Here is a 16,268-nt window from a genome sequence, read left to right as displayed (position 1 = left end):
GACTTCGGAGGAACCGGTGACGCAGCACCACCCGACCGCGGACGAGCTGCTCCGTTCGGTCACCGACACATTCGGCTCGGAGGCAGCGCCGAGCGAGGACGACAGCCTCATCGCCTGGGGCCTGGACTCGATCACCCTGATGAAGATCGCGGGCGGCTGGCGCAAGCAGGGCGTTCGCGTCAGCTTCGCCGAGCTCGCCAAGCAGCCGACCCTGCGCGCCTGGCGGGTGCTGCTGGAGGCGCACATACCGGCTACTGCACAGCCTGCCGAGGTGCCTCCCGGCCGGCCCGAACCGGCCACCCCCGCCCCCGAACCCCGCGACCCCTTCCCGCTGGCCGTGATGCAGCACGCCTACTGGATCGGCCGCGGCGACGAGACCACGCTCGGTTCGGTCGCGGCCCACCTCTACGTCGAGTTCGACGGCCCCGGCGTCGACGCCGAGCGGCTCGATGCGGCCGTACGCGCCCTCGCGGCCCGCCACGGCATGCTGCGCGCCCGCTTCACCGACGACGGCCGCCAGCAGATCCTGCCCGACCTCACCCACCCGGCGACGGTCGTCAACGACCTGCGGACACTGGACGCGCGCACGGCGGCGGCCGCACTGGAGGACGTCCGGCACTCCGCCTCGCACGCCCGCCTGGACATCGCGTCCGGCGAGGTGTTCTCCGTGCAGCTCTCGCTGCTGCCGGACGGCTCGAGCCGGCTGCACGTCGACGTCGACATGCTCGCCGCCGACGCGCTCAGCTACCGGGTGCTCCTCTCCGACCTCGCCCAGCTCTACCAGAACCCCGGCACACCACTCCCGGCGATCCGCACCAGCTACCCGGAGTACCTCGCGGAGCGCGCGGACGTACGGCGGCTCAGCCGGGAGCAGGCACAGCGGTGGTGGCAGCGGCGGATCCCCGAGCTGCCCAGCGCCCCCGAACTCCCGGTCGTACCCGAGGCGGAGCGCACCGACCCGACCCGGGTCACCCGCCGCCACCACTGGCTGCCGCCGGAGGAGAAGCGCCGGCTGACCGCCCGCGCCCACCAGCACGGACTGACTCCGGCGATGGCGGTGGCGACCGCTTTCTCGGAAGTCCTGGCCGCCTGGAGCGGGCAGCCGCGGTTCCTGCTGAACGTGCCGATGTTCGACCGCAGGGGCTCCCACCCCGACACCGACCTTCTCGTCGGCGACTTCACCAGTTCGGTGCTGCTCGACGTCGACCTGGCCGAGCCGGGTTCGTTCACCGAGCACGCGCGGCGCCTGCAGGACCGTATGCACACCGACGCGGCCCACGTCGACTACTCCGGCGTCGAGGTCCTGCGTGACTTGTCCCGACTGGGCGGCGAACAGGTCCTGGCTCCCGTGGTGTTCACCAGCGCCCTCAATCTCGGAGAGCTCTTCGACTCCGGTGTACGGCAGTCCTTCGGCACCCCCGTCTGGATCATCTCGCAGGGACCGCAGGTGCTCCTCGACGCCCAGGTGACCGAGGTCGACGGGGGGCTGCTGGTCAACTGGGACGTCCGTGAGGACGCCTTCCCGCCCGGCATGATCGACGCCATGTTCGCCGCCTTCCACGGGCTCGTCACCCGGCTCGGCACCGACGACACGGTCTGGGAGCGGCCGGTGCCGGCCCTGCTGCCCGCCGAGCAGTCGGCCATCCGTGCCAAGGTCAACGCCACCGAGGGCCCGCGCAGCCACCGGCTGCTGTACCAGGGCTTCTTCGAGCGCGCCGCCGAGCAGCCGGATGCCCCCGCCCTGCTGTGGGGCACCGAAGGCACCCTGTCCTACGGCGAGTTGGCCGACCGCGCACTGAGTACCGCAGGCTCCTTGGTGGAGCGCGGCGTGCGCCCCGGCGACACGGTCGCGGTCAGCCTGCCCAAGGGGCCCGACCAGATCACCGCCGTCCTGGGCGTGCTGGCCGCGGGCGCCGCGTACGTGCCGATCGGCGTCGAGCAGCCGCCCGCCCGCCGCGACCGGATCCGCGCCACCGCGGGGTTCCGTGTCACGCTGACCGACGGACGGCCGGGCGAGGGTCTCGACGCCCTGCCGATCGCCGAGGCGGTGGCGGGGGCGCCCCTGTCCGGGCCGGTGGCCGTGGACGAGGAGCAGCCCGCCTATGTGCTGTTCACCTCCGGCTCCACCGGCGAGCCCAAGGGCGTAGACGTGCCCCACCGGGCAGCCATGAACACGATCGACGACCTCAACGACCGTTTCGGCGTCGGCACTTCGGACCGCTGCCTCGCCCTGTCCGCCCTGGACTTCGACCTCTCCGTCTACGACATCTTCGGGCTGCTGAGCGCGGGCGGCGCCCTCGTGCTGGTGGACGAGAACGACCGGCGCGAGGCGAGCCAGTGGGCGGACCTCGTGCGCACGCACCGGGTGACGCTCCTCAACTGTGTGCCCCCGCTGCTCGACATGCTCCTCCTCGCCACCGCGCCCGGTGAACTCGCGGGCCTGCGGGCGGTGTTGCTCGGCGGCGACTGGGTGGGCACCGACCTGCCGGGGCGCCTAGCCGAGCGGGCACCGGGATGCCGGTTCACCGGACTGGGCGGGACGACGGAGACCGCGATCCACTCCACCGTGTGTGAAGTGACGGGCGCTCAAGTCCCCACGTACTGGCGGTCCGTGCCGTACGGGACCCCGCTGCGCAACGTCCGCTGCCGGGTCGTCGACGCCCATGGACGGGACTGCCCCGACTGGGTGCCGGGGGAGCTGTGGATCGGCGGGGACGGGGTGGCGCTCGGCTACCGGGCCGACCCTTCGCGTACGGCCGAGAAGTTCACCGAGGCCGACGGAGTGCGCTGGTACCGCACCGGCGACCTCGCGCGGTACTGGCCCGACGGCACCCTGGAGTTCCTCGGCCGCCGGGACCACCAGGTCAAGGTGCGCGGCTTCCGGATCGAACTCGGCGAGGTGGAGGCCGCGCTCGCCGGACACCCTGCCGTACGGCGTGCCGTCGCCGGGCTGACCCAGGGCGTCCAGCTCGCGGCCGCGGTGGCCGCCGACGCGGGGACGGCCGAGGACGAGCTGCGGGAGTGGGCGCGATCCGTGCTGCCGCCGCACATGGTCCCGGCCCGGATCGCCGTGGCCGAGGAGCTGCCGCTCACCTCCAACGGCAAGCTCGACCGCCGAGCCGTACAGGAGCTGTGGCAGGCGGCGGAGGCGGAGCAGCAGCACCGGGCGCCCGGCACCGCCCTGGAGACGCTCGTGGCCCGGGTCTGGCAGGACGTCCTCGGCGTGGAACGCGTCGGCCTCGACGACGGCTTCTTCGCCCTCGGCGGCGACTCGGTGCTCGCCACCGTGATCGTCGGCCGGCTGCGCGAGGCCCTGGACACCTCGGAGGTGTCCGTGCGCTCCCTCTTCGCGACCCTGACGGTGGGCGGCATGACCAAGCGGCTTTCGGCGGAGGAGGAGACGCCCGGCCGTCTCGAACAGATCGCCGCGATCCACCTGGAGATCGAGGACATGTCGGCGGAAGAGGTCGACTCCGCGCTGAACGACACCTGAGGACCCACGAGAAGGAGGGGCGGGGCGCCCGCAGGCAACCCCGCCCCTCCTTCGTCTCCCCCTCGGGCCGGTCAGTCGAGCTTCTTGAACCCGGGCTCCAGGTTGTTCAGCGCCCACGGGATGCCCAGCACGGAGGGGCTGCGCAGCTGGCTGATGGTCGCGACATCGGTCACGACGTACCGGTCGTCCTTCACCGCGAACATGTTCTTCACCAGGTCACTGGCCTCGAATGCCTTCTTCAGGTCCGGCGTGGTGAACGCGATGACGACCAGATCGGCGTCGAGCTTGTCGAGCTGCTCGAAGGACAGCTCACCGGTCGGGCTGCCGTTGACCGTCTTGATGTTCTTCACCGAAGGGGTCAGGCCCATCCCGACCTGGCTCATCAGCTTGGCGGCGAAGTCCTCCTCGGACGCGATGGTGAAGATCTTCGCCGGGGTGTTGCCGATGGACAGGCTGTAGGTCTTGCCCTGAAGCTTCGGATGCTTCGCCTTCACCGCGGAGATGCTGTCCTCGGTCTCCTCGATGACCTGCGCGCCCTGCTCCTCCTTGCCGACGGCCTTGGCGACCACCTGTACGTGCTCCTGCCAGGTCTGCTGACCCCAGGCCGTCTCGTAGCCGATGGTCGGCGCCACCGCGGCGAGCTTCTTGTAGTCCTTGTCCAGGGTGAAGTCGGAGGTGGCGAGGATCAGATCGGGCTGGAGGGACGCCACCTTCTCGTAGTCGACGGAGGTCAGCGTGTCGAGGAGCTCCGTCTTCCCGGTGTCGATCTCGTCCTTCAGCCACGGGTAGACGCCGTCCTTGCTGAGGGCGTCCTTGGAGATGGCGACCGGCGTGACATCCAGGGCGTACAGCGCGTCGATGTCGTCGGTACCGCCATTGCCGATGACCACGATCCGCTCGGGTGCCTTGGTGATCTTCGTGGTGCCGAACTTGTGCTTGATGGACACCGGGAAGGCGGACGAGGAGCCCGCCTTCGCGTCGCCGGAGGCGTCCGAGGAGGTGTTCGAGTCGTCCTTGACGGAACCGCAGGCTGCCAACCCGGCGGCCAGGGTGACGGTGAGAAGGGTGGTGAGGAGCTTTCTCGTCATGTGCGTCCCTTGTCGCCGGTGACAGGCAGGAGTGGTGCGGCCGCCAGTAAAGCAAGGTAAGGCTTGCCTTAGCAATGATTTTCGGTCAAGTGCCCCGTTTTTCCAAGCGATTGACGGAGCGTCAGTTCATGGACGCGCCGTCAGGTAGCCGCCCATCGTGCGGAAGTAGTCGGTCGCCGCGTACTCCGTGCCGTCGTCGGTGCGCAGCCGCTCGACGAGCAGCCCCGGGTGGCGGCCCGTGTGGGCGTCCGCCCCGGCCACGATCACGACGCCGTCGCCCTCGCGGATGAAGATGCGGCCCGGAGCGCCGCCGTAGTGGCCCTCGGAGACGGCGGCCGACACGATCCTGATCCGCTGCCCGCGATGGAACGTGTAGGCGTTGGGGTACGGGTCCGACTGTGCGCGTACGAGACGCTCCAGGCGCTCCGCGGGCCAGGTCCAGTCGATCCGGCTGTCCTCGAGCGACCGCTTGTGGAAGAAGCTCGCCCGGCTGCGGTCCTGTGGCAGCCAGTGGGTGGCGTCCTTGCCGGAGGCGATGAGGTCGAGCGACTCGCGCACGATGGGGGCGATGAGGTCGACCGTGCGGTGGAACAGGTCCGTCGCCGTGTCGGTCGGTCCGACCACGACCGAGCGCTGCACCAGGATGTCGCCCGCGTCCAGCTCGGCGTTCATGCGGTGCGCGGTCACGCCGACGCGCTCCTCTCCGTTGATGAGTGCCCAGATGAGGGGAGAGAAGCCGGCGTAGGCGGGCAGCAGCGAGTCGTGGATGTTGAGCGTGCCGTGCGGGGGCAGGTCGAAGAGCTCGGGCGGCAGCCAGGTGCGCCAGTTGTTGGCGACGAGGATGTCGGGGCGGGCATCCCGTACCGCGGCGAGGAGTTCGGGGTCGTCGGGGCGGGTGCGCAGGAGTACGGGAATGTCGTTCTTCTCGGCCAGTTCGGCGACGGAGTCGTCCCAGATCTTCTCGTAGGCGTGGTCGCTCTTGGGGTGAGTGACCACGAGGACGACCTCATGGCCGGAGTCCAGCAGGGCCTGGAGCGTGCGGTGCCCCCAGGTCTGGTAGCCGAACATGGCGACGCGCATGCGGTTCTCCCCTTCGGCAGGCTCCATTGCAAGGTAAGGCTAACCTTATCTAACATGTGGCTGCCTGAGGGAGGCGATGCCACGGTGAAGTCACCGCTCACGGGATCGGACACCACCTACGACGTCCTCGGAATCGGCTTCGGGCCGTCGAATCTCGCCCTGGCCATAGCGATTGACGAACACAACGCGGACCTTCCGGCCGACCGTCGGACCAACGCCCTTTTCCTGGAGCGCCAGCAGCGTTTCGGCTGGCACCGGGGCATGCTCATCGACGACGCCACCATGCAGGTGTCGTTCCTCAAGGACCTTGTGACGCTGCGCAATCCGGCCAGCGACTTCAGCTTCCTGTGTTTCCTGCGCGAGCGCGGCCGGCTGATCGACTTCCTGAACCAGAAGACGCTCTTCCCGCTCCGCGTCGAGTTCCACGAGTACTTCGAGTGGGCCGCCGACCGGGTGCGGCACCTGGTGGCGTACGACCATACGGTGACCGCCGTCGACCCCGTGCGCGACGACACCGGCACGGTGACGCATTTCGACGTGGTCTGCCGTGACCCGGAGCGGCCCGGCCGTCATGTCACCCACCGCGCCCGCGACATCAGCGTGGCGGTCGGCCTGGAACCGCATGTGCCGCCCGGCATGGAACTCTCCGAACGGGTCTGGCACAACAGCCAGTTACTTCCCCGCGTGGCCGAACTCGCCGCCTCCGGCCAACCGGTGCGCCGCGCCGTCGTCCTCGGCGCGGGGCAGAGCGCCGCCGAGACCGTCGACTTCCTGCACCGCTCCTTCCCGGAGGCCGAGGTCTGCGCGGTGTTCGCCAAGTACGGCTACACCCCGGCCGACGACAGCCCGTTCGCCAACCGCATCTTCGACCCCGAGGCGGTCGACGTGTACTTCACCGCCCCCTCCGAGGTGAAACAGTCCCTCTTCGACTACCACCGCTCCACCAACTACTCCGTCGTCGACATGGAGTTGATCGAGTCCCTGTACGCCACCGCGTACCAGGAGAAGGTCATGGGGCGGGAGAGGCTGCGCTTCCTCAACGTCTCCCGCATCCGCGACGTCCGGCAGCGCGGCGACGGCCCGCTCGACGTCTCGGTGGAGTTCCTGCCGACCGGGGAACAGCACGTCCTTCAGGCCGACGTGCTCGTGCACGCCACCGGCTACCAACCCCGCGACCTCACCGCCCTGCTCGGCGAGGCGGCGAAGGTGTGCCTGCGGGACGACGGGGACGCGATCCGTGTCTCCCGAGACCATCGCGTGGCGACCGCGCCCGACGTGGCCGCGGGGATCTATCTGCAGGGCGGCACCGAGCACACCCACGGACTCACCTCGACCCTGCTGTCGACCACGGCCATCCGCGCCGGGGAGATCCACCGCTCCCTGCTGGCTCGCCGTACGGCGTCCGTCTGAGCCGGTCAGACCACCTGCGCCGCGGGCACGGCGGGGTCGACCACCGCCACCACCCGATCCGTGGACGCCACCGCCCCGAAGGGTGCCGCCACCATGCAGCGCGAACTCATAGCTCCAGTTCCGTAGGAAACCGCGCCCAGTTCGGTCAGCCGCGCCTGGGTTGGACCGTCTCGCTCGTCGATCCTGTGAACGCGCCTCATCCCAAGGCGCGGTCCAGATTGAAGGCCGCACTGATCAGGGCGAGATGGGTGAACGCCTGCGGGAAGTTGCCCTGTTGCTCGCCGGTGTGGCTGATCTCCTCGGCGTACAGGCCCAGATGGTTGGCGTACGTCAGCATCTTCTCGAAGGCGAGCCGTGCCTCGTCGATCCGGCCGGCCCGGACCATGGCCTCGACGTACCAGAACGAGCAGATCGAGAACGTGCCCTCGTCGCCGCGCAGCCCGTCGGGGCTGGCCGTCGGGTCGTAGCGGTAGACCAGAGAGTCGGACACCAGCTCCTGGGTGAGGGCGTCCAGCGTGGACAGCCACTTGGGGTCGGTCGGGGCGATGAACTTCGACAGCGGCATCATCAGCACGGCCGCGTCGAGCACGTCGCCGTCCTCGTGCTGGACGAAGGCCTGACGCCGCTCGGACCAGCCGCGCTTCATGATCCGCCGGTAGATGGTGTCCCGGCACTCCCGCCAGCGCGGCAGATCGGCGGGTAGACCGCGCCGGTTGGCCATGCGGATGGCCCGCTCGATCGCCACCCAGCACATCAGCCGCGAGTACAGGAAGTTCTTGCGGCCGCCGCGGGTCTCCCAGATGCCCTCGTCGGGCTGGTCCCAGTTCTCGCATACCCAGTCCACCAGCCCGCACACGTCGTCCCACTGGTCGCTGGAGATCGGCTCCGCCCACTTGTCGTAGAGGTAGATGGAGTCGATCAGCGCGCCGTAGATGTCGAGCTGGAGCTGGTCGGCGGCAGCGTTGCCCACGCGTACGGGTGCCGATCCGTGGTGCCCCTCCAGGTGGTCGAGTGTGCGCTCGGGCAGGTCGGTGCGGCCGTCGATGCCGTACATGATCTGCAGCGGGCCGGTGTGGCCGCCGTCGCCCGGACTGATGTGCCGGGTCACGAATTCCATGAACTGCCTGGCCTCGCCCGTGAATCCCAGTCGCAGCAGCGCGTACACGCAGAAGGCGGCGTCGCGCACCCATACGTACCGGTAGTCCCAGTTGCGCTCGCCGCCGAGCTGCTCGGGCAGACTCGTCGTGGGTGCGGCCACGATGGCGCCGGTGGGCGCGTAGGTGAGCAGCTTCAGGGTGAGGGCGGAGCGGTGCACCATCTCCCGCCAGCGGCCCCGGTACTTGGAGGCCGACAGCCAGCGCCGCCAGTACGCCACCGTGCTGTTGAACTGCTCCTCGGCCTCGATCCGCGCACACCGGCGCGGGGTCACCTCGCCGCCGACCTGGTCCAGCGCGAACACCGCCGACTCGCCCTGGGAGAGCTTGAACTCGGCGCAGGTGTCCGGGCCGTCGACCTCCAGCGGCACGGTCGCGGTCAGCCCGAGCGACAGCTTCTCCGACTCGAAGACCGCGACGTCACCGACCATCCGGACGGTGTGCGGCTCGGCGCCGTAGTCGAAGCGCGGCGCCACCCGCGTCCGGAACGGGATGGACCCGCGGACGCACACCACGCGCCGGATCAGCCGGTGGCGTTCCGCCTCGACCGAGTCGCCGTCGACTGGCATGAAGTCCTGCACCTCGCCGACTCCGTCGTCGGTGAAGAACCGTGTGATCAGGACGTTCGTGTCGGGGAAGTAGAACTGCTTGGTCTTCGCCGGCACCGCGGCCGCCAGCTCGAAGCATCCGCCCCGCTCCGCGTCCAGGATCGCCGCGAAGACGCTCGGCGCGTCGAACGCCGGGCAGCAGTACCAGTCGATCGTGCCGTCCGTGCCGACCAGGGCCACACTGCGCAGGTCGCCGATCAGCCCGTGCTCGGCGATCGGCAGATACCGCGAAGCCGCCGGTCCGCCGTGGTCGATCGGTGTCGTGCTCATCGCAGCCTCCCTGGGCCCGCCATGCGCCTCGCACCCAGCCTAGGTCGAATCGGCCGGGCGAGTCCCGGGATTGCTGCCCCGGGCCGGGATCACGGCTGGGCCGGGGTCATGTCCGGGGTCGGGACCAGGGCTGGGTCGAGAACAGGGCTCGGCCGGGGTCAGGGCTGGCGCGGATCAGGGCTCGGCCGAGGTCGGTGGGGGCGAACCCAGGCCGGGGACCGCCGGTCAGACCGCGATGACCTGCAGACCCGCCTCCTCGAAGCGCCGCACCGTCTCCCGGTCGACCGCCGTGTCCGTGACCAGGGTGTCCACCGCGTCGGCCGCACAGATCCGGGCGAACGCCCGCCGGCCCAGCTTGCTGGAGTCCGCGGCCACGACCACCCGCTCGGCCCGCTCGCACAGCAGCCGGTTGATCGCCGCCTCCGCCTCGTCGTGCGCGGCGGCGCCGTGGGTGACGTCGAAGGCGACGACGCCGAGCACCGCCACGTCGATCGTGATCTGGGCCAGCACCGCGTCCGCGAGCGGTCCGATGAGCTCGTACGACTGCGGGCGCGCGACCCCGCCGGTCACCACGATCTTGAACTGGGGCCGTACGGCCAGCTCATTGGCGATGTTGAGCGCGTTCGTGACGACGGTGAGCGCGGGTGAGCCGGACGTCAGGTCGCTGCGTACGGCCAGGGCACGCGCCACCTCGGTGGTCGTCGTACCGCCGGTCAGCCCGACCGCCTCGCCGGGCGCGATGAGGTCGGCCACCGCCTTGGCGATGCGCTGCTTCTCGGAGGCGTGCCGGGCCGTCTTGTAGCGCAGCGGCAGTTCGTACGACACCCCGTGCACGACCGCGCCGCCCCGCGTGCGGACGAGCATCTGCTGCTCGGCGAGCTGGTCGAAGTCGCGCCGGATCGTGGCGGCCGAGACCTCCAGCTCGGCGGCCGCCTGCTCGACGTCCAGCCGGCCCCGCTCGACGAGCAGCTCCAGCAGCGCCTTCCAGCGGGCATCGCGCGACATCCGCCCTCCATTCCTCGATCTCCGGCGACCTTAGCGCACGCCGTTCCTGGCGGAATGCTTGATATTGCTCGAAAGTGAGCGATATCTTGCAGGAACAATCAGAATCAGGGAGGGTGGCGGCATGACGCATGTCGAGGACGAGCTGAACAGCCAGCCCGAGTGCTGGACGCGCGCCGCGGCGGAGGCGACCGGCCTGCGCGGAGTGCTGCCGGCGCCGGGGGAGCGGGTCGCGGTCGTCGGCTGCGGGACGTCGTACTTCATGGCGCAGGCGTTCGCCGCACTCCGCGAGGGATCGGGCCAGGGGGAGACGGACGCCTTCGCCGCGTCGGAGTTCCCGCACGGGCGGGCGTACGACCGGGTCCTCGCCCTCACCCGCTCCGGCACCACCACCGAAGTCCTCGATCTGCTCGGTCGGTTGAAGGGGCGGACACGCACCACGGCGATCACCGCCGACCCGGACACGCCCGTCATGGCATCCGCGGACGAGGTCGTCGTCCTCGACTACGCGGACGAACGGTCCGTCGTGCAGACCCGGTTCGCGACCACCGCCCTCACCCTGCTCCGCGCCCACCTCGGCCTGCACTCCGACGCGGCCGTCGCCGACGCCCGCACCGCGCTCGCCACCGACCTGCCCGAAGGGCTCGTGGAGTGCACGCAGTTCACCTTCCTGGGCCGGGGCTGGACCGTCGGGCTGGCCAACGAGGCCGGGCTGAAGATGCGCGAGGCGGCGTTGTCCTGGACCGAGGCCTACCCGGCGATGGAGTACCGGCACGGCCCGATCAGCATCACCACGAGCGGTACCGCGACGTGGATGTTCGGCGAGGCGCCCGAGGGGCTGGCCGAACAGGTCCGTTCCACGGGCGGGTTGTGGATCGAGGGCCGCCTCGACCCGCTCGCCGAACTGGTCCGCGCCCAGCGGCTCGCGGTCGCCGTCGCCGCGACCCGCGATCTCGATCCGGACCAGCCGCGCCACCTCACCCGCTCGGTGATCCTCGCCCACTGAAGCCCGGGACCCCTTGAAAGGTAGGACAGACCGTGCCCCTCGTCACCACCGGCGAGCTCGTCACCCGGGCCGCCGCGGCTCACTCCGCCGTCGCCGCGTTCAACATCATCACCCTGGAGCACGTCGAGGCCGTCATCGCCGGTGCGGAGTCGGTGCGCTCACCCGTCGTCCTCCAGGTCAGCGAGAACGCCGTCAAGTTCCGCTACGGACGGCTCCTCCCGCTGGCCCGCGCCGCCGTCACCGCCGCCGAGCGCGCCGCCGTCCCGGTTGCGCTGCACCTCGACCACGTCCAGAGCGACAGCCTGCTGCGCCAGGCGGCGGAGGCCGGGTTCAGCTCCGTGATGTACGACGCGTCCCGTCTGCCGTACGCCGAGAACCTCGCCGCGACGAAGGCGGCCGCCGACTGGGCGCACGCTCAAGGCCTCTGGATCGAGGCGGAGTTGGGGGAGGTCGCCGGCAAGGACGGCAAGCAGCCGCTGGAGGCCCATGCGCCCGGCGCGCGTACCGACCCCGCCGAGGCCCGCGCCTTCGTCGCCGACTCCTGCGTGGACGCGCTGGCCGTCGCCATCGGCAGCGTCCACGCCATGACCACGCGCACCGCCACCCTCGACCACGACCTCCTCAAACGCCTCACCGCGACGCTCGACGTCCCCCTGGTCCTGCACGGCTCCTCCGGCGTACCGGACGACGAACTGACCACCGCGATCGCGGGCGGCATCGCCAAGGTCAACATCGGCACCGCCCTCAACCAGGCCATGACCGGCGCGATCAGGGAGTTCCTCGCCGCCCACCCCGAGGCCGTGGACTCCCGGAAGTACCTGAGCGTCGGGCGGGAGGCGATGGTGCGGACGGTGGCGGACATCCTCCGGACCGTCGCCGTCCCGGCTGCCACCACGCCGTGACGGCCTTTTCTCGACCGCTACTTCTTGACCGCTACTTCTTTACGGCCTTCAGTACCACGAACTTCGGGTCGCTCGCGACCAGTTGACTGTTGCCGAACAGCCGCCGCAGCTTCACGTGGTACCCGAGATGCCGGTTGCCGATCACCCACAGCTCACCGCCCGGCTTCAGCGCACGCCGCGCCCCCGTGAACATCCGCCAGGCCGTCGCGTCGGTCGTCGCCTGGTGGGAGTGGAACGGCGGATTGTTGAGCACGACGTCGACGCTGCCGGCCGGCACGCCCGCCAGCCCGTCCCCGACCCGGAACTCGGCGTGCCCCGGCACCCCGTTCGCCCGGTACGTCGCCTCCGCCGAGGCCACCGCCGGGAACGACTCGTCGACGAACAGCACGTCGGCCTCCGGGTTCGCCAGCGCCACCGCCGTACCGACGACCCCGTTGCCGCACCCGAGATCCACCACTCGCCGGGCCCCCCTCCCGCCCGGCAGATGCCCGAGGAGGAACCGCGTCCCGATGTCGAGCCGGTCGGCACAGAAGACACCGGCGTGATTGACCACCGTGTGCCCCGAGACCGCGCCGATGCCGTCGGGGAGGGTGTAGGTGTACGGCCACGGGTTCGCGGGCCGCTCCAGGGAGGGGTCGGGCGTGCAGAAGATCAACCGGGCCTTCTTCTCGGCGAGCGAGGTGCGGGTCGGCCCGAGGATCCGCTCGAACAGCTGGAGCGTCGAGGTGTGGATCTCCTTCACCATGCCCGTGCCGACGACCACCGTACCCTCGTGCACCGCGGGCGCCAGCCGCAGCAGCTGGTCCTCCAGCAGCGCCAGGCTCTTCGGCACCCGCACGAGCAGGACGTCGATGCGGCCAGGCGGCGGATCCTGCGTGGTGAGCAGCCGGACGGCGCCGGGCTCGACGCCGTGCCGGGCGAGGTTGGCCCGGGTGGCCTCCTGGGTCAGGTAGGAGTCCGTGATCTGCACCGGCCGGTGCGCCGCGAGCGCCGTGACGAGGGCGCCCCAGCGGTCGCCGACGACCACGACCGTGCCGGACAGGGGGATCTCCTGCTCCGCCAGGTGCCTGAGGAGGTACTCGTCGGAGGCGTCCCAGGCACGCAGCCTGTCACGCGGGTCCTCGGGGAAACGGGTCAGCGCGAGTTCGCCCCAGGGCGTCGTCATACGGTCGTTCATCGTGCGTCAAGGCTAAGCGACCCCGGGGACGCGCCCGCACCCGCTGCGGGCCGAGCCGCAGCTCACGGCCGGTGGGGGAGGATGGGAGGCATGGACGCCGAGCTGTTCCCCCGGGAGCGTACGGAGGTCGCGCCGGGCGCGGTGCACGTGCCCGACTGGCTGGACGCCGAGCGCCAGCGCGAGCTGCTGGAGGCCTGCCGCGCGTGGGCGCGCCCACCGGCCGGCCTGCGCACCGTCCGCACGCCCGGCGGCGGCACGATGACCGCCCGGCAGGTCTGCCTGGGCTGGCACTGGTACCCGTACGCCTACGCCCGCACGGTCGTCGACGGCGACGGGGCCCCCGTGAAACCGTTCCCCGAGTGGCTCGGCGACCTGGGCCGCCGCGCGGTGCGGGACACGCTGGGCGAATCGGAGGCGGCGTACTCGGAGGCGTCGTACGACATCGCGCTGATCAACTTCTACGACGCCGACGCCCGCATGGGCATGCACCGCGACAGCGACGAGAAGTCGGACGCGCCGGTGGTGTCCCTGAGCCTCGGCGACACCTGCGTCTTCCGCTTCGGCAACACCGAGACACGGTCCCGGCCGTACACAGACGTCGAGCTGCGCAGCGGCGACCTCTTCGTCTTCGGCGGCCCGTCGCGGCTCGCCTACCACGGAGTGCCGAAGGTGCAGCCGGGCACCGCACCGCCGGAGTTGGGGCTGACCGGGCGGTTGAACATCACGCTCAGAGTGAGCGGGCTGTAGGCCGCCACAACTGCGGATCATGGGAGACTCGCCCTCATGAGCGGCAAGGCGGACCCCCGGCCGGCGGGGGAAGGGACCACCTCGAGGACGCGGCTGGACCGGGGGCGCGGTGCGCTCGGGCCCGCGTTGGAGCTCGTGCACACCGGACGCGCGCCCACCCGTGCCGTGCTCACCGCCGAGCTCGGGGTGACCCGGGCCACGGCCGGCGCGGTAGCCGCCGAACTGGAGGCGCTCGGGCTGATCCGGGTCGACGCCCGGCCCGGCGCGGCGGCCGGTTCGCAGGGGCGGCCCTCGCACCGGCTGGCGGTCGCCGAGGACGGGCCCGTCGTGCTCGCCGCGCAGGTGCACGCCGACGGGTTCCGGGCGGCGCTGGTCGGCCTGGGCGGCCGTATCGTCGCCACCACGCCCGGCTGCGAGATCGTGGACGCCGATCCGGCGAAGGTCCTCGGCTCGGTCGTCGAAGCGGGCGCCGACCTGCTGCGCACGACCGGGCGGCGCTGCGTCGGCGCCGGACTCGCCGTACCGTCCGCGGTCGCCGAACCGGACGGCCTGGCCCTGAACCCCCTGCACCTGGCGTGGCCCGTGGGTGCGCCCGTGCGCCGTATCTTCACGGAGTGCGTGCGCGAGGCCGGCATCACCGGACCGGCCTTCACCGGCAACGACGTCAACCTCGCCGCGCTCGCCGAGCACCGGCACGGCGCGGGCCGCGGCGCCCGCGACCTGCTGTGCGTGGCCACCGGGCACCGGGGCGTCGGAGGCGCGCTGGTGCTGGACGGCCGCCTGCACATCGGCAGTTCGGGCCTCGCCCTGGAGGTCGGCCATCTCACCGTCAACCCCGAGGGACGCCCCTGCCACTGCGGCAGCCGCGGCTGCCTCGACGTCGAGGCCGACCCGCTGGCCCTCCTCACGGCGGCCGGCCGCGAGCCGGGACCCGAGGTCTCCCTGCTCCAGCAGGCCAAGGACCTGATCCGCACCCAGTACGACGACCCGGCGGTCCGCACGGCCACCGAGGCCCTCATCGACCGCCTCGGCCTGGGCCTCGCCGGCCTGGTCAACATCCTCAACCCCGACCGCATCATCCTCGGCGGCCTCCACCGCACCCTCCTCGATGCCGACCCCGACCGCCTGCGCGCGGTCGTCGCCGACCGCAGCCTGTGGGGCCAGAGCGGCGGGGTCCCGATCCTCGCCTGCACCCTCGACCACAACAGCCTGGTCGGCGCGGCCGAGTTGGCGTGGCAGCCGGTGCTGGACGACCCGCTGGGCGCGCTGACGTAGGTCCGGGAGGACTCAGCCCTCATCGGCGGTCTGCAGGATCCGCGTCCGGGGCGCACCGGCCAGCGCGGGCGCGTTCTCGGACGAGGACCACACCCGCGTCCTGAGAAACGCCAGGAACCGCTCCGCGCCGGCCACGTCGTCGAAGTCGAGGTCCACGACGACGTAGGCGGGGTCGTCGACGGGCTGCTGGACGCGGTAGTGGCGTACGCCCGCGTCCGCGCGCTGCGAGGCGAAGCGGTCGAAGGCCGACTTCCAGGTGGCGAAGTCCTTGATCGGATGCTCGATGTGCAGAGTCGGCATGGCTCCTCCTCGGCCGTTCCCGCCGGTCACCTCCATGTTCGGCGGCGCGCCGGGCGGGCGCATGCCCGGCGGTAGGCTCGAGTCATGCGGATCTCCGTCTCCTCCGACATGGACGAACCCGTGGCCCGCCTCCTCGTCGCGGAGCTGCGCGAGCGCGGCCACGAGGTGGTCACCCACGGCGCGCTGAGCCCCGGCGACAACCCCCAGTGGGCGCCCTGCTCGGAGGCCGCCGCCCGCGAGGTCGCCGCCGGGACGACGGACCAGGCGGTGGTGTGCTGCTGGACCGGCACGGGCGCGTCCATCGCCGCGAACAAGGTGCCGGGCGTACGGGCCGCCCTGTGCACCGACGCCTACACGGCGGACGGCGCCCGCCGCTGGAACGACGCCAACGTCCTCGCGCTCAGCCTGCGGCTCACTTCCGAGCCGCTGCTCAAGGAGATCCTCGACGCCTGGTTCGCGGCCGAGGCGAGCACGGACGCCGAGGACCGGGGAAACGTGGCCCATATCGGACGGCTGGACGACAGCAGGCACTAGCCGGCGGCGCCATCCCGTCAGGCCGACATCGGACTCCACAAGGCCGCCACCATCGGCCGCCGCAGATCGGCCCGCCGTACGCACAGCCCGATCGGGAAGGGCTCCGGCGGCGGATCGGCGGGAATCACCGACAGCCGGTCGCGCACCGCACTGTGCTCCAGTACGAGACGCGGCACCACGCACGGGCCGCCGCCGCGTCGCCGGTGCGCAGATCGAGCCGCA

13 protein-coding genes and 1 pseudogene are annotated in these 16,268 nt (G+C 71.4%); 7 read left to right on the top strand and 7 right to left on the bottom strand.

The window, feature by feature from the left end:
* Positions 1-16: 16 nt before the first annotated feature.
* A complete protein-coding gene (locus ACQEV2_RS04035) occupies positions 17-3,493 on the top strand; it encodes an amino acid adenylation domain-containing protein (protein ID WP_433036568.1) in 3,477 nt (1,158 codons plus the stop codon).
* A 71-nt stretch (positions 3,494-3,564) separates the two neighbouring features.
* On the opposite strand, the gene ACQEV2_RS04030 is transcribed toward ACQEV2_RS04035, so the two are convergent.
* Positions 3,565-4,581, bottom strand: coding sequence for an iron-siderophore ABC transporter substrate-binding protein (locus ACQEV2_RS04030; RefSeq protein WP_433036566.1), 1,017 nt, complete (start codon positions 4,579-4,581; stop codon positions 3,565-3,567).
* Between the two features lie 126 nt (positions 4,582-4,707).
* Complete coding sequence (locus ACQEV2_RS04025) at positions 4,708-5,661, bottom strand: methionyl-tRNA formyltransferase (protein WP_433036564.1); 954 nt, start codon at positions 5,659-5,661, stop codon at positions 4,708-4,710.
* 84 nt (positions 5,662-5,745) lie between these two features.
* On the opposite strand from ACQEV2_RS04025, the gene ACQEV2_RS04020 reads away from it, so the two are divergent.
* A complete protein-coding gene (locus tag ACQEV2_RS04020; protein WP_433036562.1) occupies positions 5,746-7,071 on the top strand; it encodes a lysine N(6)-hydroxylase/L-ornithine N(5)-oxygenase family protein in 1,326 nt (441 codons plus the stop codon).
* Positions 7,072-7,267: 196 nt separating this feature from the next.
* On the opposite strand, the gene ACQEV2_RS04015 is transcribed toward ACQEV2_RS04020, so the two are convergent.
* A complete protein-coding gene (locus ACQEV2_RS04015) occupies positions 7,268-9,103 on the bottom strand; it encodes a glycoside hydrolase family 15 protein (RefSeq protein ID WP_433036560.1) in 1,836 nt (611 codons plus the stop codon).
* A gap of 225 nt (positions 9,104-9,328) precedes the next feature.
* Positions 9,329-10,108: a DeoR/GlpR family DNA-binding transcription regulator gene (locus ACQEV2_RS04010; protein ID WP_433036558.1), complete on the bottom strand. Its 780-nt coding sequence runs from the start codon at positions 10,106-10,108 to the stop codon at positions 9,329-9,331.
* A 121-nt stretch (positions 10,109-10,229) separates the two neighbouring features.
* On the opposite strand from ACQEV2_RS04010, the gene ACQEV2_RS04005 reads away from it, so the two are divergent.
* A complete protein-coding gene (locus ACQEV2_RS04005; RefSeq protein WP_433036556.1) occupies positions 10,230-11,111 on the top strand; it encodes an SIS domain-containing protein in 882 nt (293 codons plus the stop codon).
* Positions 11,112-11,143: 32 nt separating this feature from the next.
* Complete coding sequence (locus ACQEV2_RS04000) at positions 11,144-12,013, top strand: class II fructose-bisphosphate aldolase (protein WP_433036554.1); 870 nt, start codon at positions 11,144-11,146, stop codon at positions 12,011-12,013.
* A 31-nt stretch (positions 12,014-12,044) separates the two neighbouring features.
* Here the strand turns inward: ACQEV2_RS04000 and ACQEV2_RS03995 are convergent, their stop codons facing one another.
* Positions 12,045-13,178, bottom strand: a complete 1,134-nt coding sequence (locus tag ACQEV2_RS03995; protein WP_433054187.1) for a methyltransferase — start codon at positions 13,176-13,178, stop codon at positions 12,045-12,047.
* Positions 13,179-13,280: 102 nt separating this feature from the next.
* Between ACQEV2_RS03995 and ACQEV2_RS03990 the strand changes: the two genes are divergently transcribed.
* Positions 13,281-13,937, top strand: a complete 657-nt coding sequence (locus ACQEV2_RS03990) for an alpha-ketoglutarate-dependent dioxygenase AlkB family protein (protein WP_433036552.1) — start codon at positions 13,281-13,283, stop codon at positions 13,935-13,937.
* A 36-nt stretch (positions 13,938-13,973) separates the two neighbouring features.
* Positions 13,974-15,212 carry an ROK family protein gene (locus tag ACQEV2_RS03985; protein WP_433036550.1) on the top strand — a complete coding sequence of 413 codons (1,239 nt, stop codon included), beginning with the start codon at positions 13,974-13,976 and terminating at the stop codon, positions 15,210-15,212.
* Between the two features lie 12 nt (positions 15,213-15,224).
* Here the strand turns inward: ACQEV2_RS03985 and ACQEV2_RS03980 are convergent, their stop codons facing one another.
* Positions 15,225-15,512, bottom strand: coding sequence for a hypothetical protein (locus ACQEV2_RS03980; protein WP_433036548.1), 288 nt, complete (start codon positions 15,510-15,512; stop codon positions 15,225-15,227).
* Positions 15,513-15,596: 84 nt separating this feature from the next.
* Here ACQEV2_RS03980 and ACQEV2_RS03975 point away from each other — a divergent pair, with 84 nt between their 5' ends.
* Positions 15,597-16,046 carry an RpiB/LacA/LacB family sugar-phosphate isomerase gene (locus tag ACQEV2_RS03975; protein ID WP_433036546.1) on the top strand — a complete coding sequence of 150 codons (450 nt, stop codon included), beginning with the start codon at positions 15,597-15,599 and terminating at the stop codon, positions 16,044-16,046.
* A gap of 17 nt (positions 16,047-16,063) precedes the next feature.
* Here ACQEV2_RS03975 and ACQEV2_RS03970 read toward each other — a convergent pair.
* A pseudogene (locus tag ACQEV2_RS03970) lies at positions 16,064-16,240 on the bottom strand (transcriptional regulator); the annotation flags it as partial.
* Positions 16,241-16,268: the final 28 nt, after the last annotated feature.

Origin of the sequence: Streptomyces sp. CA-251387, from assembly GCF_050936625.1 — a bacterium.
Classification (GTDB): domain Bacteria; phylum Actinomycetota; class Actinomycetes; order Streptomycetales; family Streptomycetaceae; genus Streptomyces.
This window is presented reverse-complemented; position numbering and strand designations above follow the sequence as displayed.